This is a genomic window from Paenibacillus sp. J5, assembly GCF_054955055.1.
This window is the reverse complement of record NZ_JBUEDD010000001.1, coordinates 156,428-179,803: the sequence shown is the minus strand read 5'-3', so window position 1 is coordinate 179,803 and position 23,376 is coordinate 156,428. Positions and strand designations below refer to the sequence as shown.

Here is a 23,376-nt window from a genome sequence, read left to right as displayed (position 1 = left end):
TTTGGTATGCGTAATCACTTTAATAATATCACATAAATACTAATTTGGGATTATATGTTTATGTAGATTGTATGTACTACTCATCGTCCAGTATGGACTCCCTTCGGGAGCGATCATCGGCAGTTCCGTTCTCATGTTGATGCGGCTTACTTCTGATATAATGGTGGTAATGTCAACGTATTAAGGCTGGCTTCAGCTTAGGGAAGGAAGACAACGCTCCATTGAAAGTGAACGTTCAAGAACACCTACGGATCTGGAATGATGCTGCGCTCAAATTGATGGATGTACGACATATCCGCATGAAAGCCGGCGAGCATGCGAGCCCATACCTGCTTCCTGCCAGCGCATATCTGTATGTGACGCATGGCAGTGCAACGCTACTGTTGGACGGGAATGAGCATGCTGCCACGACTTATTATATGCTGCATGGGGGCAAAGGCGCTCGTCTTGAGATGATCCCGGCGAATGAAGCGTTTCATTATTACCTGATCTTCTATAAGGCCACCTTATCGTTATCGGGGAAGCAGCAGACACTTCGGCATATGGATCAACAGCAATTGCCCTTCCATCTCCAATACGGCTTTATTCCGCTCCACCCGGCACTCCTGTACGAATTGGCTGAGCGAATGCTGGGCGAGTGGCTTGCACAGGAACAGGGGCAGGGGCGCTTGGAGCGATTCCATGTCAAAACGCTGTTTTATCAATTTGTCTATGAGCTGCTGCGGCAACTGGATCAGCAGCAGGTCAGCCTCGCTAAGCCCAATCTTACAACTCAGCTCATTCGATATATGCAGGAGTACTATGCCGGGCCGCTAACCCTGGAAACCCTTGCGCACACCTTCCACTATAGTGTCCCTTATCTGTCCAAGCATTTCAGGCGGGAGACTGGCACAAGTATCATCGATTACCTCATTGGGATTAGGATGAGACGAGCAGGAGCACTGCTGCAACAGACACATTTATCCTTGCAGGAAATCGCAACACGTGTCGGATATACCGATGTCTCCTATTTCATCCGGGTATTCAAAAAGCATACCGGAATAACGCCAAAGCAATACCGGGAGCAGTCGATACAAGCTGGGGGAAGCTCTTATCATCCTATCATTAGGCTTGGATCATCCATTGCTCCGCGTAGACTTCGTCGTTATATTGATAACAGTGGTGATAATGATTATCAATATAATGAAAAGGGAGATTTACAAATGGATAGACGCACGTTACCTGTTGGCATTACGCTCCTGCTGTGTCTGACTTTATTACTAAGCGCATGCTCCTCCGGTTCAGTCAATACAAATCGAGGCGCTGGCACGAATATGGCGACAAGTTCGACTGCAGGTGCTGAGAGTGGGGCGAACAATTCCGGGAAGACAGCAACTGGACATACAAGCAACAGCTCAGAGATGATCACCTATTCCGGGCCAAATGGCAAGGTCCAAATCCACAAAAATCCTCAAAGAGTTGTCATGGTGGCTGGGGCATTCACTGGATATTTGCTGGCGCTAGGTCTAAAGCCGGTTGGAACGGGCGATGAGTCCTTTAACGACTATACTGTCGGGAAACTGGATAACGTTGTGAACCTAGGAAATGAGGTGCCTTACGAGAAAATACTGGAGCTACAGCCGGACTTAATTGTTGTCTGGAATGATCCCCAGACGATTGAGGAGCTGTCTAAAATCGCACCGACCGTCGCTGTGGAATACGGAACACCTCTAAGGGAGCAATTAATGGAATTTGGCAAGATGACAGGCAGAGAAGAACAGGCGAGGGCCTGGATTGCAGAGTGGGACGCCAAGATCGCCCAGTATAAACCACTCGTGAAGGAAGCGGTAGGTGATCGTACCGTATCGATCTTCGATTCGGGAAGCGCCAAGGAATTTTATGCCTATGGCAGCTTTGGCAGGGGCGGCGACATTATTTATGGCGAGTTCGATCTGAAGGCGCCGCCGATTATTCAGAAGGAAGCGATAGACAGCGGCAAGGGGTGGGCCAAGCTATCTCTTGAACTGCTGCCAGAGTATGCAGGCGATTATATCTTCATTAGCGGGTGGACAGGCGATGATCATGCGTCCGAGGTTTTTGAAGGCACAATCTGGGAGAAGCTCCCTGCTGTCCAAAATCATCGGGTGTATCGTGAGAACAGCCGCGGCTTTGTGTTCAGTGATCCGATTTCGTTGGAAGCTCAGCTTCAATTTGTCGTAGATAGCTTAACTAAGACCGAGTAAGATACAACCGCCCTACATCCAGGTGCAGGGCGGTAAGCCATCGTTCAGCGAGATGGAAGCCGACCTGCATCCACTGTCCAATGCCTGCTCGGCTTTACGATGAATAAAGAGAACAAGGGTGGATGAACCACGAGGATTCACCCACCCTTTTCTCCTATAATATGAAGGCCACTTTTTCCCGTGGTTACAGGAAAGATCACAGCCGCGGCAATAGAGGGAAGTATCTAGCTGCCCCAGTACTGCTTCGCAATTCTCTGGCCTTGATCAATCTTCGCCCACTGCTCACCTTCACTAAGCTCATTACCTCCGTCACAGGAGGCAAAGCCGCATTGGTGAGACAGCAGCAGCCGATCCTTATCGATGATCTTGGAGGCCTCGTCCAGCAGACGAATAACGCGAGCTTCATCATCAAGTGTGTGTGTTTTGGAGGAGAGCAGACCTAATACAATCTCCGTGTCCGGTCTGTCCTTGAACACCTCGAGCGCCTCGATGGAGCCGGCACGTTCATCATCCCACTCCAGGAAGAAGCGGTCATACTTCAATTGCTTCAGGAACAGATGAGCGATCTTCGCATACGAGCCACCGCCCATATTACGGGAGTCATAGTTGCCGCGGCAGTTATGCGTCCACATCTTCAGACCGAGACTGTGACCGAAGTCGATCACGGTATTGTTAATATCGATAAATTCGGTGGCGAGACCTTGCACTTCCTCTTGATTGATCTGCTCTCCAGTGAATGGAGAATTCGGATTATCGTCTGCGAACAGCTCCCACAAGCAGTCATCCATTTGCAGAATTTTGCCACCCGCTGCAGCAAACTCCTCTACAAATTCCTTATACGCGCTAACGAGTCCAGCCTTGAGCTCTTGCGTATTCTGATAGACGGCATTCGTACCGCCAATATTATCCGACCAGGACAATTCACCGAAGATATGGGAGGGCGACGGAATGCACAGCTTCGTCTGCTGATTGCCTGCTGCGTCCTGAAGCTGCTTGAACAGTTGAATGAAATGGTGATTTTTCCCGCCCAGCTTGTCTGTAATGCGCAGTCCGATATCCTTGCGCGTCTCGTATTTCGATGTTCCATCCACATCTCTGAAGAAGTAGCCATGGTCTGCAATATAACGCTCGACCCCGCTGAAGCCCCATACAAAGTCCAGATGCCACATCGATTTGGAAAATTCGCCATCCGTAATAATGGACAGGTCATGCTCGATTTCCTTCTTCACGACTTGCTTGATCGCCTCGGACTCACACGCTGCATAGCCCTCGAAATGATCATAAAACGGGTACTGAATATCATCGCGATGCTCGATCTGTGTTTTATATTTCAGCAGCTCTTCCGGCCGCAACAAGCTTCCTACGATCTGGAACTTATCGGTCATGTAAATAACCCCCTCAACATGTTATAAATATCATACCATGCGAGCAGGGTTAAAACAGATACTTAAAAAGTATAACTGATTATAGCTAAAAGCTATAACAGATTCGATCCAAAGTGATCGACTCATCCAGCGTTTATCGTTCCTGTGTCCTATCCTGTACGCTGTCAAACTCGTCGAGCAGTGCACGCACTTCACGGGTCGACTTGGCGTTCATCAAGTGATTGCGGAGCTCGCCTGCTCCCCGGAACCCACGGACATACACCTTGAAGAAACGTGCGAGCGCGCTGAACGAGCGCGGCACCAACAGGGCATATTGATCATGCAGATCGAGGTGCAGTCGTAGAAGATGCAGCAATTCCTCACTGCTGTGCTCCCTCGGCTCTCGCTCGAAGGCAAACGGATTGTGGAAGATGCCACGCCCAATCATAATGCCATCGACGCCATATTGCTCCGCGAGCCTCAGACCGGTCTGACGGTCAGGGATGTCCCCGTTAATGGTGAGAAGCGTATTCGGCGCCACCTTATCACGAAGCTGCTTGATCTCCGGAATCAGCTCCCAGTGCGCCTCCACCTTGCTCATCTCTTCCCGGGTACGCAGATGAATGGACAGATTCACAATGTCCTGCTGCAATATATGGGTCAACCAGTCGCGCCATTCGTCCACGGCAGTAAAGCCAAGCCTCGTCTTCACACTGACGGGCAGTCCCCCCGCCTTGGCTGCCTGGATGATCTCCGCTGCGATAGCGGGACGGCAGATCAATCCGCTTCCCTTGCCATTCTCGGCTACATTCGCGACAGGACAGCCCATATTAATATCGATGCCCTGGAACCCTTCCTCCGCCATCCCGATGCTCATCTGATGGAAGTATTCCGGCTTGTCGCCCCAGATATGGGCAACAATCGGCTGCTCATCCGCAGTAAAGGTCAACCGTCCACGCACACTTTTGTTCCCCTCAGGATGACAATAGCTCTCGGTATTCGCGAACTCTGTAAAGAACACATCCGGTCTGCCTGCTTCGCTGACGACATGACGAAACACCACATCCGTCACATCCTCCATGGGCGCCAATACAAAAAAAGGGCGCGGTAATTCATGCCAAAAATGATTCGTCATCTTAAAAACCTCTCTATGGATACATGGGTGACATGTAAAATCTTCTGAAAAAGTAAGCGAAGCGGCTGCTTGCTTCTTCTACACTTATAGCATGTTTAAGCCTCTCGTACAACGACAGTATATGTTAACGGTCGACCTCAGCCTAGCGGTACACATGCAGCCAAGCCTCGAAGCAGGGTCATGATGGCCTCAGCTTATAGATGGCGCTGCGATCGTCTCGCATCCATTGAAGAGGGCGAAGTGTTGAAGGCAACGATTCACAGCGGCTCGCAAGGGCTTGGTTGGCTGGATGTCATGCTCGTACCAGATATTTCTGACCACGAGTGTCCCGCTCTTTCGTTCTGCGATGATCTCGGCTCGGCCGATGAAGCGATCTCCGTACAATAGCGGCAGCACATAGTAGCCGAATCTCCGTTTCATCGCAGGTGTATAAATCTCCCACGTGTAATCGAAATGAAACAATTCGTTGATCAGCTTTCTGTCCCATATCAGATTGTCGAGCGGGGCGATGAGCTCGCAGCGTTGGCTGGGCGCCGCATGCTGCAGGATGGTCTCGATGAGCGGGACATCCTCCGCGCGGCAGTACAGCACATCCTTCATTTGCTCGACGGCAACAGCCATAATGCGGGCTTCCTGCACCAATTGGCGGAAAGCCTCATTGCGCTGCTCCGACTTCAAGCCCCATATATTCAGCCAGGCGTCAGAGGCGCGGTTCCATAGCAGACCGACAGCACCGATGCGACGAAGCACCCGCCACTTATGATGCTCCAGCTCGTCTTCCAGCGGATCAGGGGCACTGCGCAGGCTTGGAGGCAAGTGCTTTTCGGCTAGATCGTAATACTTGCGGGTTCCTTTCTTGTGATGGATGACGAGCTCGCCTGTGGAATACATCTGCTCCAGCACCGACCGGGATGCATTGTTTCCGCCGCTCCAGTGAATCGCCGACTGCCAGGTGAAATCCCCCTCCAGATTCAGCTCATTCGAGCTTATCGCACCGTGATGTTGAATATGGGCTCGCACCTGCGCGATCAGGGGCATCATCTCGGGATAGCGCGCGGCATGCTCTCGGGCAGCCTTCCGGTATCGTTCGAAATACGGCCAGTCCTCGGCCGGGATAATCGCCAAATTTTTGTCTGGATAATCGATCAGGCAGCGATCCTGATACAGCAGCTCGTCAAGCATCGGCTTGGCAAATCCCTTGATTCGCGATTGCAGCACGAGTTCGGCATTCTTCCCGCACACATCGATCGGATCATACTGAATACAGCCGGCCCGCCGTATAAATTCCATGACGCCCTGCTTGCCGGCAAATCGATGCTCGCCCCACAGTCCATGCTTCAGTAACAGAAACTGGCGTGCCTCACGGTTCGTTAATTGGATCATATCCAGTTCGCTCCTTAACGAGAATCTCCTGATTCGAGTATGGTTCTCTACCCACGATCACAATTCGTTCTATCCCTCTATTTTACAGAAAAATGCATGACGAAGCAAACGAATGTTCTGGTTGGATTTTGAATAGTATGGTTGTCATATCTGGAAGATCAAGGTACACTTTGGGTATCTGATGCAAAGGAGTGATGGATATGAAAAGTATTTCCGTCCAGTTTCAACAGGGGAGAGCACACATTTGAACGGCGGAGGTTGCATGTAGCTGCTCTAAGTATGCCAGCTTCCGTGTTCACAATACATGGAGGTAACGAGATGAAGAATAATTGGATTGCGTTTTTTGATGCACATGCCCCGCATTATATGAGCAACGGATTTACCCGAAACACGATCAAGGAAGTTGATTTTCTTATTGATGAATTGAAGCTGTCTGAAGGGGATACGGTTCTTGATATAGGGTGTGGGACAGGAAGACATTCTATCGAGTTAGCCAGACGCGGGTATAAGGTTACGGGTGTTGATATATCCTCCGGGATGCTATCTGAAGCGGCACAAGCCGCAAGCGAGGCACAGGTGAATGTCGAGTGGATTCATCAGGATGCGGTGTTGTTCACTCCTACCCGTTCCTATGATGCGGTAATATGTCTGTGTGAGGGTGCTTTCGGCCTCGTTGGCAGAGAGGAGGAGCCTGTGGAGCATGATCGGGCCATTCTCCAAGCCATCTCTGATGCGCTTCGGCCGCAGGGGCGATTTATCTTAACCACATTAAATGCCTATGCCAACATCCGCAAGCTCACGCAAGAGCATGTTGAAGCTGGCCGATTCAATCCGGCAACCATGATCGAGCATTATATGGAGGAGTGGGATTTGCCGGAAGGGAAGAGGCAGGTGGAGATTAAGGAGCGCCGTTATTTTCCTAGTGAACTGCAAGCCATGTTTGCTCAGTCAGGGCTCAAGGTCGAGCATATTTGGGGTGGTACGGCAGGTAACTGGAAGCGTGCACCTATTGATTTGGATGAGATAGAGATTATGGTTGTCGCTCACAAAGTATAATGATACAGGGGGTTGCTGTGTCCGTTAACGGCAATCCCTTGTTCTAGAATACAGGCTATGCCAATCCATATGAACGAATACGACCTGTTGAGTGCTTATTGCGCCCGGTCTTCAATTGGATGAAGTCTGTTTTTCAGAGCAGACAGATCTGGATTGTCATACAGACGGATTACCTTATCCTTATACATGGTTAATCGGGATTCGAATTCCTCACGGTGTTCTTCGAAATCTCGTGTCCATGTATACATCATGCTCAGCATTTTCAGATCAGGCTTATAGTCACAGGTCTCGATGCCAAGGTTTTGTTTGAGAAACCGGGTAAAGATACGGATTCTGCGCTTCCACAAAGGAGGATCAAGAAATAATATCGTATCCGCCATGTCGAATAAGCAACGATACGATGACCGGTCCACACCTTCAAATATCCATTCGCCATACTGATCAATATCATGAATCACGCCCAGTTGCTCATCCGCCGTTCGTTTGTACCGTACAGCTCCGGTCTTATAATGAACGATACAATCCAGCTCATACCAAGGGATATGCAGGATTTCGGATAGCTGCTTGGCAAGAGTTGTCTTACCGCTGGCTACAATTCCAATGATAAGTATCTTTTTCAATTTCATATCCCCCTCCCCACATTGACTATAAGCTTGTACAGGCAAGGAGTGCAATAGGTATTCATGAATAAAATGTATATCACCTTATTATGTTGCTTCGTGCTGATCACGGCCATGCTCTGGCTAAATGGAAAGCAAGATTCTGAAGCAGAGGTTCAGAAGCTGCTTAGCAAATGGGACAATGGAGAAATCACCAGTGAACAAAAGGCCAAAGCCATAGCAGAGCTTCAACGATACTGGGCGAAAAACCCGGAGCTAACTAGCGAACAAGTCCAGCAATTATCCAGGTTCATCACGGTCTTTGAAGCGGATGGCTTCCAACTAATGGAGTACATCGAGAATCCGGAGATCTATGGCGCCAGTGCAAGGGAAAGCTACCATATCGTTCTTCATCAAGGAGTCGTCCAGATACTGGATCAAAAAGGGAGTCTACGTGTGGATGAGATGTTAAAGCGAGACGATAACCTGTATTACATCTATGCTACCGACTACAAGATGGGAGCCTTGACCGGCCTGCGGATGTTCAGCATCGGCATAGATGAGGATCAACAACTGAAATTAACTTCGCTCATTGACAAGGAACCGTTGGATCCTGAAGTGGTCTATGATGAACGCAGTGAAATCCTGTATGCCCTCGAGGGACATATCTATGTGGAGGATATTAAGGATCGCGGCGCAGAGGTAACGCTGCAAGCGGGCGCCTCACGTCTGGTGCTGGAACTGGGTAAGGAGGGACGGTATACGCTGTCCCGGAATGAATTGAATCTATAGCCTCAGATGGATGGTAATTTCTCACACTGAATTACACTAGCGGAGAGCTACCATCCATCTCTTTTCCCCTCTTAGCCGCTGCACTCTCCGGGGTACGCTGGCTCCTCGATCGGCACCATAACCTTGACCAGATACTCCTCCGAATTTCGCAGGGACACCTCGTCCTGCAGATACTCCTCATAAGCATCGCCAATGATAGTATATCGGTGGCGCTCCAACGCTTCGAAGATACGCGGATAGATTTTTTCCGTATCCCCATAGTCAGCTCTGGCGTAAGCAATGAAATAGAACCCCTCCGGCCGATATGCCTGTTCATGGGCATCCGTAGTCATGTAGCTATACATATGGGATACCATGTCCCCATCTTTCCGCAGCAAATACTCCTTAGGGATCACGATCCCATTGGGGTAACCAAGAGGCGCATGCTCCCGTTGCAGCCGCTGTTGAAAATCCATCCACAGCTCCTCGGTGAATTGCTTCTTGGATGCGTGGACGCGGCAGCTCAGGAGCAGAGGCGTCCGCGGCTGCCAGATGACGTACATCTGCTGAACATTGACCGTCATCGATTGCTCTAAATCCTCGGCTCGACGGATAATCATCTGTCTTGCTCGCTTGAGCTTCGCAATCTGCAACTGTAGAATCTGTTCCTGCTTTCGCAGAAGCTGAAGCGTGCTGATCGGCGTTCGTTGCTCCAGATGCTCCTTAATCTCCTCCAGAGACATGCCCAGCTCCTTGAAGATATGGATGACGCCCATCGTATCCAACTGACTGCGATGGTAATAGCGGTAGCCGTTATCAGCGATGAACGTCGGCTTGAACAGCCCGATCCGATCATAATAGATGAGTGTTTTACGAGAGACATCGGACATCTTGGAAAATGCGCTGATGGACAACATATCGGTCTGGCGCATGGCAGTTTCCCCCTCAAAAAGTCGAATTGACTGTATAGCAACTATACAGTTTATAATAGCATGTATTGTACGGTTCATCCATCCTTGAATGACGGAGGATGCCAACCAAGAGGAGAGATCTATATGCTAGGAACATTGCTGCAGAGTGTGAGGGAGTACAAGAAGGATTCGTGGCTGACGCCCTTGTTTCTGCTGGGTGAGGTTGCGATGGAGGTCATCATTCCGTTGTTCATGGCCGAATTGATTGATCAGGGAATTAGCGGCGGACAGATGAATCTGATTGTGAAGTATGGGTTGATTCTGGTGTTGTTTGCCCTGGTATCGCTTATATTTGGCGCACTGGCTGGCAAACATTCGGCCATCGCCATGGCGGGATTTGGCAAAAACCTGCGATATGATCTATTCCGCCATGTTCAGCGGCTATCTTATGCTAATATGGATAAGTTCTCCACCCCGGGGGTCGTCACCAGGCTGACGACGGATATTACGCATGTGCAGAACGCTTTTCTCATGATCCTCCGAATTGCCTTTCGCAGTCCGGTTATGATGATATTTGCCACGATCATGACCTACCAGATCAGCCCTGCTATTGCGATGTGGTTCCTGATCGTTGTCCCTATACTTGCCGTGGGGATGCTGATTATTATGAAGCTGTCCTTCCCTATCTTCGAACGCGCCTTCGGCAGCTATGATGAGCTGAATCAAGTCGTGCAGGAGAATGTCCGGGGAATCCGTGTCGTGAAATCCTATGTCCGGGAGGAGCATGAAATCTCCAAGTTCCAGGCAGTGTCCCTGAGAATCTTCACACAGATGGCGAAGGCAGAGCGCATCCTGTCCTATGAGCTGCCGCTTATGCAAATGGTTCTATATGCTGTGATGCTGCTCATCTCCTGGATTGGCGCCAAGCTGGTGGTCAGCGGGTCGATGACGACTGGAGAGCTGACGAGCATATTTGCTTACTCGATGCAGATTCTGATGAGCCTGATGACGCTCGGCATCGTCGTGATCGTCATTGCCATTGCCCGAGCGTCCGCCGGGCGGATTACCGACCTGTTGAACGAGGAGCCTGACATTGTAAGCCCTCATTCTCCGGTCACGGAGCTGCTTACAGGCGAGGTGGAGTTCCGCAACGTTTCCTTCCGTTACTCCTCCAAGGCAACGAGAGATGCGTTATCCGGCATTAACCTTCATATTCGCTCTGGACAGACCATTGGCATTATTGGCGCTGCGGGCAGTGCGAAGTCAACGCTGGTGCAATTGATTCCACGGCTCTATGATGCGAGCGAGGGCGAGGTGCTCGTTAGCGGAACGAATGTCAAGCAGTATGAGCTGCGCGTGCTTCGCAATCAGGTGGCGATGGTGCTGCAAAAAAATGTTTTATTTGAAGGCACGATTAAGGAGAATCTTCGTTGGGGCAATGAAGCTGCGACGGATGAAGAGCTGGTGGAGGCTTGTAAGGCTGCTCAGGCCCATGAGTTCATCTCCGCCTTCCCTGATGGCTATGCTACCCGCCTGACCCAAGGAGGAAGCAACTTGTCAGGAGGCCAGAAGCAGCGGCTCTGCATTGCCAGAGCCTTGCTCAAGAAGCCCCGCATACTGATCCTGGATGACTCGACCAGCGCCGTCGATACACGAACAGATGCGATGATTCGCAGGGTCTTCCGGGAAAGCATCCCGGATACGACGAAGATCATCATTGCCCAGCGCATCGCTTCTGTTGAGGATGCCGATCAGATTATCGTGCTGGACGAGGGCAAGATGGTCGATAAGGGCACGCACCAGGAGCTTCTGAGCAGAAGCGCGATATATCAGCAGGCCTATTATACGCAAACGAAGGGAGAGGATGAGCATGAGCATGCCGCAGAGCACGAGCTACGGTAGAACGATGATTCGCCTGCTTGCCTACTTCAAATATTTTAAATTCAGTGCTTGTCTGGTGCTGCTGCTCGTCCTGATCAGCTCCGCGGTATCTGTCGTTTCGGCGGCCTTTCTAAGACTGCTTATCGACGACTTTATCGTTCCCTTGCTAGGCGACCAGCACCCGGTTTTTGATGCCTTGCTGCAAGCATTGGCGATACTTGGCGCGATCTACGCCGCGGGGGTCATCAGCACGTTCGCCTCCAAGAGACTGATGATTACAATCTCACAGCACATCATGAGGCGGATTCGCGACCACTTGTTCCGTCATATGCAGAAGCTGCCGATCCGTTATTTTGACCGCAAGGCACATGGCGATCTGATGAGTCACTATACGAATGATGTCGATACGCTGAATATGATGCTTACCGATGGCTTGCCCCAGTTGCTATCCACGGTGGTGACACTATTGGTCGTGCTGGGGACGATGCTCTATCTCGATGTTCCATTAACGCTTGTCGTGGTGGTGGGCGCGTTCGCGATGTTATGGATAACCAAGACGGTGGGCACCAAGGCCACGGAGCATTTTTTTCAGCAGCAGGAATCGCTAGGCGTAGTAGACGGGTATATCGAGGAGATGGTACATGGGCAAAAGGTTGTGCAAGTGTTCAGCCGCGAGGATAAGGCCGTGGAGCAGTTCGCCCGGTTCAATGATGCCTTGTTTCATAGCTCGGCTACGGCTAACAAGTTTTCCAATATCTTAATGCCCATCAATGCCAACCTTGCGACCTTCATTTACGTGCTCGTTGCCATCGCAGGCGGTGCCATGGCGGTAACCGGCTGGAATGCGGGCTTGACACTCGGAAGTATCGCGGCTTTCTTGAGCCTGTCCCGTCATTTCACGATGCCGATCGCCGAGCTCTCCTCGCAGATCAATATGTTTGTCGTAGCTCTAGCAGGGGCGGAGCGGATATTTAACCTGATGGATGAACGTCCCGAGGAGGACGAAGGGCGCGTGACGCTGGAACGAAATTCGCAGCATGCGGGATGGCTATGGAAGCTGGAGGATGGTTCTACGGTACCCTTGAGGGGCAAGGTGGAGCTCAGACAGGTATCCTTCTCCTATGACGGACAAAGGCAGGTGCTTCAGGATGTGACGCTATATGCGGAGCCAGGACAGAAGCTTGCCTTTGTAGGCGCTACCGGGGCAGGGAAAACGACGATTGCCAACCTGCTGAACCGCTTCTACGATATTACAGAGGGCGAGATCATCTATGACGGCATTAATATTCAGCGTATCCGCAAGGCGGATCTGCGCCGTTCGCTAGGCATTGTACTGCAAGACACCCATCTGTTCTCCGGCACTGTGGCCGATAACATTCGCTACGGGCGGCTGGAGGCCAGCGACGAGGAGGTCAGGGAAGCAGCCAGACGGTCACATGCCGCCGGCTTCATCGAGCGCCTGCCGGAGGGGTATCAGACCCGGCTGGACGGCAGCGGCAACAGCCTCTCACAGGGACAGAGCCAACTGCTGGCTATCGCCAGAGCGGCTATTGCCAATCCGCCTGTAATGATTCTGGATGAAGCGACTTCATCCATTGATACGCGGACGGAAGCACTGGTACAATCGGGAATGGATCATCTGATGGAGGGCCGAACGGTATTCGTCATCGCACATCGGCTGTCCACTGTGCGGAATTCCGATGCCATTATGGTGATGGAGAAGGGCAGGATCAAGGAGCGCGGCAATCATCATCAGCTCATCGCGCAGGGCGGAATCTATTATCAATTGTATACGGGTGCGTTTGAATGGGAGTAAGGGGAGAGAACATGAGAACAGGAGGCGAAGACATCGATGATCTACCTGAGAAGCTTCAGGCTGTCTGATTACACAGATCGCAATCCCAACATTTATCCCGATCATGTATTCAAGTCGATCGCCGGGGAAGTGCTCTTGTTCGATCGGATTACCGTGCTGTATGGAAGCAATGGCAGTGGGAAATCCACCTTGCTTAATAGTATTGCGAACAAACTGAATCTGGCCGGGGCAGAGAGGATGAGCACGGGTCAGAGCATGTACGCTCAGCGGTTTCTCGAACGCTGCAGCTATCAGTTGGGAGAGGACATAGAGGAGAGGGAGCTTAGGCAGCTTCCCGAGGGGAGCCGGTATCTGAAGTCGGAGGACATCCTGTATGAGATCAAGAAAATCCAGCAGGCCGCGGTATTGCGCGAGAGCCTCCTGCATGAGCAGTTGAGCCAGGGGATGAGCAAGGAAGAAGCGAGACAGTATGAGCAATCCTATGAGCTGAAGAAGAAGCTTGCGAACATCCAGTTCGCACAGGAGAAGTATTCGAATGGCGAGACATCGATGCAGTTTTTTGAGGAGCATCTGCATCCCGGTCAGCTCTATCTATTGGACGAGCCGGAAACCTCATTATCCCCGTCCAATCAGATCAAGCTGGCGGAGCATATGAACGAGCTGGCACGGCTGTTGGATAGTCAATTCATTATTGCGACGCATTCGCCCTTTGTTCTCGGCACACTGCATGCCAAAATCTATAATCTGGACACCCAACCCTTGAGGACGGCGCAATGGCATGAACTGGATCATGTGAAATTTTATGTTCAATTTTTTGATAAACACAGACGGCTGTTTGAATAGACATGATGCCTAGGGTGCCCGCAGGATTGGCTGCGGTGTAACGCAAGAAGCGCAGGCTTGCAGCTCGCGCACCTATTATGGTGCATGGCAGCAAGCCTGCGCTTGTTAGGTGCGGGCAGCGCTAGATAAGGAATTAATCTCTCAGTGCTGCCTGCCGCTTGTACTGATCCTCCAGAACGATGCAGGCCATCGCCTCTACGACAGGGACGATGCGCGGGCAGATGCATGGATCATGCCGTCCGATCGTCGCGATGACCGTCTCCTCGCCGGAGGTCGTCAGCGTCTGCTGTGGAATGGAGATCGAAGACGTCGGCTTCACCGCAATGCGGAAGATGATCTCCGCTCCGGTGCTAATACCGCCCAGGATGCCGCCGGCGTTGTTCGTCAGGAAGCCGTCCTTGTTCATCCGGTCATTGTGCTCGCTGCCGGCCATGCGAGCCGCAGCAAAGCCGGCGCCGAACTCGATGCCCTTGACGGCTCCGATCGATAGCATCGCCTTGGCAAGCTCAGCATCGAGCTTGTCAAAGGCGGGCTCGCCCAGACCAGGCAGAACCCCCCGGATGCGGCATTCCACGATGCCGCCACAGCTATCACCGGCCTGCGCCAGTGCCTCGATCTTCTCGACCATGCGCACCGCGGCAGCCGGATCGCAAGCACGTACCGGATTCGTCTCAATGCTGGCCTCATCATAGCTTTCGCAGGCGATGCCGCCAATCTCCGTCGTGTAGGCGACGATCGATACGCCCCGCTGTTCGAGCAGCTTGCGCGCGACGGCACCGGCTGCGACACGCGCCGCCGTCTCCCGACCCGAGGCCCGTCCACTGCCGCGATGGTCGCGAAGGCCATACTTGTGCAGGTAGGTGTAATCTGCGTGACCGGGGCGGAAGGAGTTCTGAATATCATCGTAAGCCGACGGACGCATATCCGTGTTGTATAAGATGATCGCTAGCGGCGTGCCTGTCGTCTTGCCCTCGAACATGCCGGACACGATGTTAATCTTGTCATACTCCTTGCGGGGAGAGGTTACAGAGGATTGCCCCGGCTTGCGGCGATCCATCTGAGCCTGAATATAGCTTTCCTCCAGCTCGACGCCGGGTGTCACGCCATCGATGATCACCCCGACCGCTTCGCCATGCGATTCCCCGAAGGTGGATATTTTAAACCGCTCTCCATACACATTTCCTGACATTGTTGATTCCTCCAGCTCGAATAGTTGTTGTTCTTTCATTATAAAGCTATAATTGCGATAAATGAAATCGAGGTTTTACCGACGTGATATAGAGAGGGTGAATATCATAGATGGTCGTCCAAATTGAAGGGTATCGGGTCTTCCTGACGGTCTCCCGCCTCGGGAACATGTCGAGAGCTGCGGAGCAGCTCCATATGACACAGCCCTCGGTGAGCTACGCGATGAAGCAACTGGAGGACAGACTGGGCGTAAGGCTGTTCGAACGGCTGTCAAAGGGGATACGGTTGACGGAGGAGGGGAAGCTGCTGGCGGAGCATGTCGAACAAGCCTTCCAGCATCTGGATGCTGCAAAGACGCAGCTTGATCTGCTCAAGCAATATAAGCTGGGGCAGATTCGCATTGGCGCAAATGGTGCAATCATTAAGGAGGTGGTCTTGCCGATCCTCGATGAATTTCATTCGAGCTACCCCGATATTCGGATACGACTGCTTCAGCAGCGGACGATGAGCATTATGAAGCTGATCCAGGAGGGGAGCCTCGACGCCGGCTTCGTCTATCTGCCGATTCATGCAGCCGAGCTTGTAGCTACCCCGCTGAAGACGATCGATAATTGTCTGGTAGCCGGTCGTCCATTCTCGGCATGGTCACAGCAGAGGCTGCCGACAGCCCGGCTGCTGGACATTCCACTGCTGCTGCTGACCTCAGGAAGCACAACACGCAGCATGCTGGAGGGCTGGTTTGCCGCCCAGGGCTACAGCATTGAACCCGATATGGAGCTGACCAGTAATGATATGCTGATCGAGTTCGCCAAGCGGGGCTATGGGGCGGCATTCGTCCCTCGGCCATTCGTACAGCAGGAGATCGATGCGGGTGAGCTGGTGGAGCTGCCTACAGAGGTGCCGCTGCCCTCACTGACGCTAGGCATGGTCGCCAAGCCGCAGCCGACGAGAACGGCGGAGCTGTTCATCAGCAAGGTAATGGAGGCATACCATGCGCACAGCTAAAGTCGACAAACCATGAGGTTTATGCTATGGTAGTGAACAAGGCATGTCGCTCTCTAACTCAGAGTGGGATGCCTTTAGCTTATATTCTATAACCAATGACGATGAAGGCGGTGATGTCATGGTGCTCTATATTTCCCCCGGTAAGGGGGACGAAATCAGACGTTCAGCGATGAATAGAGATTTTGAGGGCACAAATAATTAGCAATTAACCAAGGAGTGTTATAATGATGAGAGCATGTATTGCAGCGGAACACAGAACAACAATGAATAAGTCGGGTCTTAAACGTATGCGTCAAAATGGGCGTATCCCTGGTGTCGTCATGGGATTGAATCAAGCAAGTGATCGGATTCATCTCTCGGCAAGGGAGTTTGGACGTTGGGTCAGAACGGGCGGAACGGGGTTGTTGGATATTCGGATCGCAGACTCTGAGCCTGTCACCGTGCTGCTTGAGGATGTGCAGCGGGACCCGGTTACCGGCGACTATATTCATATTGATCTGCTCCGCGTAAAGCACGATGAAAAGGTTCGCGCGAAGGTGGCGCTTCACTTCGTCGGTACCCCGAAGGGAACGAAGCTGGGAGGCAGCCTGCAGACGCAGAGCACCTTCATCGAGATTCAAGCATTGCCTCACCAATTGATGCCATCCATCAGCGTGGATATTAGCGAGCTGAATATTGGCGATTCACTTCTAGCGGGACAGGTCGAGCTTCCGCCGGAAGTAACCTTGTTGTCGCCTGACAACGAGTTGCTCCTTTCGGTACTCGCGAAAACGCTCCATATGGAGGAGAGCGACGCCGAAGAGGCGGTTTAAGTCTTTATAGATATACGTATAGGCGACTTGCATTCATGCAGGTCGCCTATTATTTGTCCGCCCGTGACCAAGGATTATACACGGGGATTCCATGATTTGGGCAGCCCTGTTATACGGTAATCATTTGCCCTTGCGCTAGTTGAATCGGTATAATTATATACAGGAAGTGGCATCTACGAGGAGTTATTGAGCCCGACTTCACCTGATTTTCTTGTCTTTGGTATCATTGAGGGCGGCGGGTCGCATAATACTAATTATCCGACATTTCAGGTGTAAATAATGTTGAAAAGAGAAAAATTTGTCGAATTGAGTATAAATGAATTATAGGACATAAGCCACAATGTTGTATAGTGGAAAAATAGCAACCGAGAAGTGGGTAAAAAAAGGGGGGGGACGAACAGGAGACCTCAACTAACATTCATAAGAATACATCCATCGTGACATTCGCCCAGACAGCGTGGTAAAGAGGCCTCGAGAGGCCGCATGTAAACAAGTGTATCCTGTTAACTCGTGCACTCTTGTTGGTTGGACAGCCTTCGGCATAAGGAGAACAAGATTGGCAGGTGATTCGATGTCAATGGATAAACTCCTTTAGCGAATCCTCAACAAAATCGGTGGCAGACTTCTTTAGCTGTTCAACGGTGTGCATGTAACGCTGTGTCGTATTAATATGGGAATGACCCAGATTTTCCTGTACCTGCTGCAAGGAAGCCCCGTTAAGCAAGGCTAATGTAGCATTGGTATGCCGAAGCCAATGGGGGGTAACCTTCTTGTTCAGGCCGCTTTCTCTCCCTGCTTGTGCAATAATGCGTTCAACTTGCCGAGTTGTGATGGGAAATAACAACAGCTCGGACGTTGGAGAGTCATGTCCAGCCAGCGTCTGCGCATGTTCCATATACAGCTTCCATAGCTGTTGCGGTACTTTAATCTCGCGGGTTTTCCCGCCCTTGGTGTGTTCCAGCGTCAGCCATACCCCGGACTCCATAACATCCGTATGAAAGTTCCCCCACCGGACAGCGACCAGCTCCGATACCCTCATCCCTAGCAGTACAAGTGAAAGAGCAATCAGATAATTTCTGAAGTTCGTCCCCTTTAGCTGATTCAGCAAGATGCCCACCTCTCTGCGCGTCAAATAATGCTTCTGGCTAACCACATGCACAACAGGCAATCGAACGCTAGTTGTAGGATTATGCTGAAACAGACCAATGTTGTTGTCGCTCCCCCATCGATAAAAGGACTTTAAGGGTGCCAGGAAAGCAGCGACACTCGCAGGCGCCAATGCTTTGTCCAAGGTGACCGCTCCTCGCTGCTGCAAATACAGCTTATAGGCCTCGATCTCTCTCCATGTAATCAATTGAAGAGCCGTGTAATTGGTAAATTTCCTGAAATAGCGAAAGGCTTTCAAATAGCTTCGACGTGTATTAAGCGAAGGGCAACAAGTGGTTAAAAACATCTGAATAATTTGGTCATCAGTATACAATCTGGAGTTCTGCTGCGAGAAAATTTGATGGTCTGGCTGCTTGGTGTGTTGTGCTTCCATGGAAAATTCCCCCTCTTGAAATGTCGGATAATTAGTATTATACGACCAAGCCATCAGGAGGTGAAGCGTGGAGTGCAGTACATAGAATTTGAAGTGGAGGGTGAGCATTACGCTGTTCCGATCTCGGATATACATGAAATTATTAAAATGCAGGAGATTACCGAAATTCCGAATGGCCCGAGATATGTGCAAGGGGTCATCCAGTTGCGTGGCAGTATTATTCCGGTTATTAGTTTGCGGCGCTTGTTCTCGTTGCAGAAGGACGAGTATACCAAGATGACCCGAATTATCGTCGTAAGTCATAAGGAGGAATTAGCGGGCTTTATCGTGGACAAAGTGAATCAGGTGAAGGTGCTGACCGAGATTCAGCCGCCACCCTACAAGACATCCAGTGCCAGTGGCAACTATTTTACTGGAATCGGCCTCTCGGACGATCGTTTGGTAGGCATTCTGAAGCTGGACGAAGTGTTGCTATAGAGACCAGAGAAGCAGTACAAAAAAAAGAAATCAGGAGCTGAGCAGCGTAATGAGATGGATCTATAATTTGAGAACAAGCGTGAAATTAATATCATCATTTTTGCTTGTTTCGATGCTGATGGCAATGGTTGGAATATACAGCATGGGCAATCTGAGCAAGATGAATGTTTCGCTCGCAGATATGTACGACAACTACTTGATCCCTGTCCAGACCTCTATGTCCACCCAAATCAGCTATACGCGCTTGAGGGTGCTCGCGCGTGATAATTACATAACAACGAATCAGGCACAGTTGCAAGAAAACATAAAGTCTATAGAAAATGAAAAAAAAATAATGGTTCAAAGTATGGATACCTTTCGAAATACAAAGCTGACAGAAGCGACTCAGGAAATTTTACGCCCTTTTGATGCCATGATGGATCAATATTTTGCATTATATGATCAATCTATCCAGTCAGCTCTGGACGGAGACAAGGACGCGCTGAAGGCATTAATTGAAGGCGGGCTCAGAACTACAGGCAATCAGATGCGTGACCTATTAACTCGTCTGGTCGAGCAACAGGTACTAGAGGCAGAGCAGGCCAAGCAAGAGGGACAGAGTCTGTATGAATCCTCCCGCAATATTACAATCGCCGTCCTTGTTGCCGCGGTGATTATAGCTATTGCACTGGGGTACTTTATCTCTCAGATTATTTCCAGGCCGCTTCAACGGGTTTCACAACTGGCAGTCAGTGTCGCGCAAGGCGATCTGCGCCAAACAATCGGTATAACCTCGAAGGACGAGGTAGGGCAGTTGGCTCAAGCCATGGATGAAATGGTACATAATTTGCAGCATACAGTAGGCTCCATCCTGAACCATTCGCAAAGCCTTGCGGCAGCCTCCCAGGAAATATCCGCCAGTACAGAGGAGATTGCCAGTGGCAATGCAAGTCAGGCAAGCGATGCACAGACGATCAGTGAATTGTTCAAGGAGCTGTCTGGCACGATCCATGAGATCGCGGCCAATACGGAGCAGGCCTCGCAATTGTCTGACGAAACCGTGAAAATAGCCCAGCAAGGCAATAGTATTATTCAATCCTCCAGTGATAGTATGCAGGCGATGAGTGCCCAGATGACTCGTCTTGAGGATGACTCGCAAAAGGTTGGAGAAATTATTGGTGTGATCGAGGATATTGCGGATCAGACGAATCTGCTTGCGCTCAATGCGGCGATTGAAGCGGCACGGGCAGGAGAGCAGGGACGCGGATTCGCGGTTGTTGCAGATGAAGTGCGTAAGCTGGCCGAGCGCAGCGGAGAGGCAACGAAGCAGATTACGGGTATTATCAAAGGCATGCAGGAAAATACGAAATCCAGTGTGAGGGCGGTTCAGGACAGCGCCGGGTTATCCGCACAGTCAGGGGACGCCTTCCAGAACATCGTCGCTTACATCAATGAGGCGGGACAAAAAGTGATGGAAATCGCCGCTGCGAGTGAGGAGCAGGCTGCCCAGACCACTACAGTGCTGGCCGCTGTAGAGAATATTTCGGCAACGACGGAGGAAGCGGCAGCCAGCAGTCAGCAGACCGCAGCGACGGCACAGGCAATGGCTCATCTCGCGCAAGAGCTGCAGCAATCCGTCTCTATCTTCAAAATAGATTAAGTGACGAATCGGGTCGTCGAGTTGGTTACAATCATACGATTCAGAATACGCGAAACGAAGCTTGCCCGTCAGGAAGCGGCAGCCGTTTACGCTGGGGCGAGCGAATCCATCATCTGTGGGTTCGCTCGCTTTTCTATTGATTAATGGGAGTCATATACTCCCGCTGCTACCATTCCAGAAAAGACCAGGCATCGAGTCAATACGCTCTCCAGCATTTGGGGGTCGTATACTTGTGCATGATGATTGTGCTGAATTAATTTGCCAACCCAATTAATTGCCTTCTCATAAGATTCGGTATGATGGGTGGGTACCTGGAAATAGCGCATTTGCCTATGAATAGCATATTCCTCATCCGTTGGCGTAATGCCAAGCCTGTGCAATTGGTCATAGTGTACCCGTTTGGCGCTGTTCTCTTGAATAGCCTTGAACTGTAGGGATACTTGTCCTTCATGTGCCCTGTAATAATGGATGCAATAGGGCAGATTGGCGAGCTGGGTTACACGGCCAAGACGTTCCCAAATCTCATAATCCTCGGCATGTTTATATTGCTCGTCGTACCGGATGCCATGCTGATGCAGCACATTCGCTCGCAGCATGACAGTCGGGTGGCATAGACAGGAGTGGAACAACTGCCAGCAGCGGATGCCGTCGTGACTCACAGGCTTGGGAATGAGGGCATGCGTGTGGAGCCAACGCATCAGCCCGCCCAATACGCCTACTTGAGGATTGGCATCAAGATAGGCAACCTGCTGCTCCAGGCGATGGGGCGTTGCGATATCATCCGCATCCATTCTGGCAATGTATTCCCCGCTGGCCAACTCGATTCCTTCATTCAGTGAATAGATTAACCCTTTATTATGCTCATGGATGACATAGCGGATTCGAGGGTCCTTGAACTGCTCTAGTATAGCTAAGGTATTATCAGTGGACCCATCATCTGTGATGATAAGCTCAAAGTCCTGATACGTTTGCTCCAGTATACTTTGGACAGCTGCGTCAATATATTTGGATGAATTGTAGGTTGACAACAAGACGGAAATTTTGGGCACCTTATCGATTCCTTTCTTAACAGGATTGAATTCCAAATATTGTATGACCCCAAGAGTGGAGAAGACACGGCACTGGCGGATACAGGGGCGTTTATACTTAAGCCGCTTCATTTGGCGGCATTTACTGGTGTATTCGACGGCAATCGCTCATCGCCGTAATTGAAATTCATAATTTCAGTGTTAACTTGTGAAAAAAGTCACATAAATTCATCCCGATTCGCTCTATAATCAAGAAATTGAAAGGGGAGGTTGGGATGGAAGCTGTAGATTTGGCCAGACTGCAATTTGGCGTGACGACCGTTTATCACTTTTTGTTCGTGCCGCTGTCTATAGGTCTGGCGTATTTGATTGCCTTCATGCAAACACTGTACGTGGTGCGGAATGATGAGAAGTACAAGCGGATGGCGAAGTTCTGGGGCAAAATCTTCTTGCTGAACTTTGCTGTCGGGGTAGTAACGGGAATTATGCAGGAATTCCAGTTCGGGATGAACTGGGCCGATTATTCCCGGTACGTAGGGGCGGTATTCGGCGGGCCGCTCGCTGTAGAGGCGCTCGTCTCGTTCTTCCTGGAGTCGACGTTTCTGGGCGTCTGGATCTTCGGCTGGGATCGTCTGTCCAAGAAGGTGCATCTGGCGTCGATCTGGCTGGTCGCGATCGCGGCCACACTGTCCGCGCTATGGATATTGAGTGCGAACTCCTTCATGCAAGAGCCGGTAGGCTATGAGATTGTGAACGGCAGAGCCGAGATGACCGATTTTTTCGCCTTGCTCGGCAACAAGCAGCTATGGGTGGAGTTTCCGCATGTTATCTTCGGTGCGCTGGCAACAGGAGCATTCTTCGTGGCAGGAATCAGCGCCTACAAGCTGCTGCGCAAGCAACAGACAGACATCTTCCGGCCATCGTTCCAGATCGCGATCGTGCTGGCACTCGTCTCGAGCCTGCTGACGGCGTTCGCAGGTCATGACCAAGCTCAGCATCTGATGAGCTCGCAGCCGATGAAGATGGCGGCTTCTGAGGGACTGTGGCATACGAGCGGGGAAAGCGCGCCGTGGACGGTCATCGCATCAATCGACCCGGAGAAGCAGCAAAATTCGTTCCAGCTTGAGGTGCCATACTTGCTGAGCGTGCTGTCCTATAACAAGCTGACCGGCAGCGTGCCGGGCATGCTGGAGCTGCAGGCACAGTATGAAGCGCAATACGGACCGGGCAACTATATCCCGCCCGTGCGCACGACATTCTGGAGCTTCCGCATCATGGTCGGCGCGGGCATGCTGATGATTCTGCTCGGGCTGATCGGCTCCTACAAGGTGATGCGGGGCAGATTAGTGGAGTCGAGGCGTTATCTGCCATGGATGCTGCCAGCGATCTCCCTGCCGTTCATCGCCAACTCATCGGGCTGGATTATGACAGAGGTAGGTCGTCAGCCATGGATTGTCTTCGGGCTGCAACGGACAGAGGAAGGCGTATCGCCGCTCGTCTCCAGCGGGATGGTGGCGACGACCTTGATCGGATTTACGGTTGTATACGGACTGATTGCCGCCGCCTTTATCTATCTGGTTGTGAATGAGGTTCGCAAGGGCGCCGAGGACGATGCGCCGCCGCATGGCGGAGCGGATGCAGTGCCGCACGGTGCGGGTACAGCCGTCCTGTAGACGTTGACCCTCTGAGGCAGAAGCGTTCGGTAC

General features: G+C 51.2%; 19 protein-coding genes. 11 read left to right on the top strand and 8 right to left on the bottom strand.

Annotation, left to right across the window (positions count from 1 at the left end; genetic code table 11):
* The first annotated feature begins 227 nt into the window (after positions 1–227).
* Complete coding sequence (locus tag ACY1JZ_RS00640; RefSeq protein WP_462627955.1) at positions 228–2,222, top strand: ABC transporter substrate-binding protein; 1,995 nt, start codon at positions 228–230, stop codon at positions 2,220–2,222.
* A 224-nt stretch (positions 2,223–2,446) separates the two neighbouring features.
* Here ACY1JZ_RS00640 and ACY1JZ_RS00635 read toward each other — a convergent pair whose 3' ends face one another.
* The 3 genes from ACY1JZ_RS00635 to ACY1JZ_RS00625 form a co-directional block, all read right to left on the bottom strand.
* On the bottom strand, positions 2,447–3,607 hold the full coding sequence (locus tag ACY1JZ_RS00635; protein WP_462627614.1) for a cobalamin-independent methionine synthase II family protein: 1,161 nt from the start codon (positions 3,605–3,607) through the stop codon (positions 2,447–2,449).
* 133 nt (positions 3,608–3,740) lie between these two features.
* Positions 3,741–4,721: a tRNA dihydrouridine synthase gene (locus ACY1JZ_RS00630; RefSeq protein WP_462627613.1), complete on the bottom strand. Its 981-nt coding sequence runs from the start codon at positions 4,719–4,721 to the stop codon at positions 3,741–3,743.
* A gap of 189 nt (positions 4,722–4,910) precedes the next feature.
* Positions 4,911–6,104, bottom strand: coding sequence for a winged helix-turn-helix domain-containing protein (locus ACY1JZ_RS00625; RefSeq protein WP_462627612.1), 1,194 nt, complete (start codon positions 6,102–6,104; stop codon positions 4,911–4,913).
* Positions 6,105–6,422: 318 nt separating this feature from the next.
* On the opposite strand from ACY1JZ_RS00625, the gene ACY1JZ_RS00620 reads away from it, so the two are divergent.
* Complete coding sequence (locus ACY1JZ_RS00620) at positions 6,423–7,160, top strand: class I SAM-dependent methyltransferase (protein WP_462627611.1); 738 nt, start codon at positions 6,423–6,425, stop codon at positions 7,158–7,160.
* A 95-nt stretch (positions 7,161–7,255) separates the two neighbouring features.
* Here ACY1JZ_RS00620 and ACY1JZ_RS00615 read toward each other — a convergent pair whose 3' ends face one another.
* The gene (locus ACY1JZ_RS00615; RefSeq protein WP_462627610.1) at positions 7,256–7,780 is read right to left on the bottom strand and encodes a P-loop NTPase family protein; all 525 of its coding nucleotides are present in this window, start codon (positions 7,778–7,780) and stop codon (positions 7,256–7,258) included.
* Between the two features lie 63 nt (positions 7,781–7,843).
* Here ACY1JZ_RS00615 and ACY1JZ_RS00610 point away from each other — a divergent pair, with 63 nt between their 5' ends.
* On the top strand, positions 7,844–8,551 hold the full coding sequence (locus tag ACY1JZ_RS00610; protein WP_462627609.1) for a hypothetical protein: 708 nt from the start codon (positions 7,844–7,846) through the stop codon (positions 8,549–8,551).
* 71 nt (positions 8,552–8,622) lie between these two features.
* Here ACY1JZ_RS00610 and ACY1JZ_RS00605 read toward each other — a convergent pair whose 3' ends face one another.
* Positions 8,623–9,462 (bottom strand): MerR family transcriptional regulator, encoded by an 840-nt coding sequence (locus ACY1JZ_RS00605; RefSeq protein ID WP_462627608.1) that lies wholly within the window; start codon positions 9,460–9,462, stop codon positions 8,623–8,625.
* 123 nt (positions 9,463–9,585) lie between these two features.
* On the opposite strand from ACY1JZ_RS00605, the gene ACY1JZ_RS00600 reads away from it, so the two are divergent.
* Genes ACY1JZ_RS00600 through ACY1JZ_RS00590 form a run of 3 tightly spaced genes read left to right on the top strand, consistent with a single transcriptional unit; the run spans position 9,586 to position 13,981 of the window.
* Positions 9,586–11,343 (top strand): ABC transporter ATP-binding protein, encoded by a 1,758-nt coding sequence (locus tag ACY1JZ_RS00600; protein WP_462627607.1) that lies wholly within the window; start codon positions 9,586–9,588, stop codon positions 11,341–11,343.
* Entirely contained in the window at positions 11,312–13,138 is a 1,827-nt protein-coding gene (locus ACY1JZ_RS00595; protein WP_462627606.1) for an ABC transporter ATP-binding protein, read from the top strand. The genes ACY1JZ_RS00600 and ACY1JZ_RS00595 overlap by 32 nt, the downstream gene beginning before the upstream one ends.
* 36 nt (positions 13,139–13,174) lie before the next feature.
* Positions 13,175–13,981, top strand: coding sequence for an AAA family ATPase (locus tag ACY1JZ_RS00590; RefSeq protein WP_462627605.1), 807 nt, complete (start codon positions 13,175–13,177; stop codon positions 13,979–13,981).
* A 133-nt stretch (positions 13,982–14,114) separates the two neighbouring features.
* Here the strand turns inward: ACY1JZ_RS00590 and aroC are convergent, their stop codons facing one another.
* Entirely contained in the window at positions 14,115–15,170 is a 1,056-nt protein-coding gene (gene aroC / locus ACY1JZ_RS00585) for a chorismate synthase (RefSeq protein WP_462627604.1), read from the bottom strand.
* A gap of 110 nt (positions 15,171–15,280) precedes the next feature.
* Here aroC and ACY1JZ_RS00580 point away from each other — a divergent pair, with 110 nt between their 5' ends.
* Together ACY1JZ_RS00580 and ACY1JZ_RS00575 are read left to right on the top strand one after the other, a co-directional pair.
* Positions 15,281–16,174, top strand: coding sequence for a LysR family transcriptional regulator (locus ACY1JZ_RS00580; protein WP_462627603.1), 894 nt, complete (start codon positions 15,281–15,283; stop codon positions 16,172–16,174).
* A gap of 224 nt (positions 16,175–16,398) precedes the next feature.
* Positions 16,399–16,986 carry a 50S ribosomal protein L25 gene (locus ACY1JZ_RS00575; protein ID WP_462627602.1) on the top strand — a complete coding sequence of 196 codons (588 nt, stop codon included), beginning with the start codon at positions 16,399–16,401 and terminating at the stop codon, positions 16,984–16,986.
* A 574-nt stretch (positions 16,987–17,560) separates the two neighbouring features.
* Here the strand turns inward: ACY1JZ_RS00575 and ACY1JZ_RS00570 are convergent.
* Positions 17,561–18,526: a tyrosine-type recombinase/integrase gene (locus ACY1JZ_RS00570; protein WP_462627601.1), complete on the bottom strand. Its 966-nt coding sequence runs from the start codon at positions 18,524–18,526 to the stop codon at positions 17,561–17,563.
* A gap of 72 nt (positions 18,527–18,598) precedes the next feature.
* Here ACY1JZ_RS00570 and ACY1JZ_RS00565 point away from each other — a divergent pair, with 72 nt between their 5' ends.
* Together ACY1JZ_RS00565 and ACY1JZ_RS00560 are read left to right on the top strand one after the other, a co-directional pair.
* Positions 18,599–19,003 (top strand): chemotaxis protein CheW, encoded by a 405-nt coding sequence (locus ACY1JZ_RS00565; protein ID WP_462627600.1) that lies wholly within the window; start codon positions 18,599–18,601, stop codon positions 19,001–19,003.
* 49 nt (positions 19,004–19,052) lie between these two features.
* On the top strand, positions 19,053–20,642 hold the full coding sequence (locus tag ACY1JZ_RS00560) for a methyl-accepting chemotaxis protein (protein ID WP_462627599.1): 1,590 nt from the start codon (positions 19,053–19,055) through the stop codon (positions 20,640–20,642).
* Positions 20,643–20,782: 140 nt separating this feature from the next.
* On the opposite strand, the gene ACY1JZ_RS00555 is transcribed toward ACY1JZ_RS00560, so the two are convergent.
* Positions 20,783–21,727 (bottom strand): glycosyltransferase family 2 protein, encoded by a 945-nt coding sequence (locus ACY1JZ_RS00555; RefSeq protein ID WP_462627597.1) that lies wholly within the window; start codon positions 21,725–21,727, stop codon positions 20,783–20,785.
* 218 nt (positions 21,728–21,945) lie between these two features.
* Between ACY1JZ_RS00555 and ACY1JZ_RS00550 the strand changes: the two genes are divergently transcribed.
* Entirely contained in the window at positions 21,946–23,343 is a 1,398-nt protein-coding gene (locus ACY1JZ_RS00550; protein WP_462627595.1) for a cytochrome ubiquinol oxidase subunit I, read from the top strand.
* Positions 23,344–23,376 lie beyond the last annotated feature (33 nt).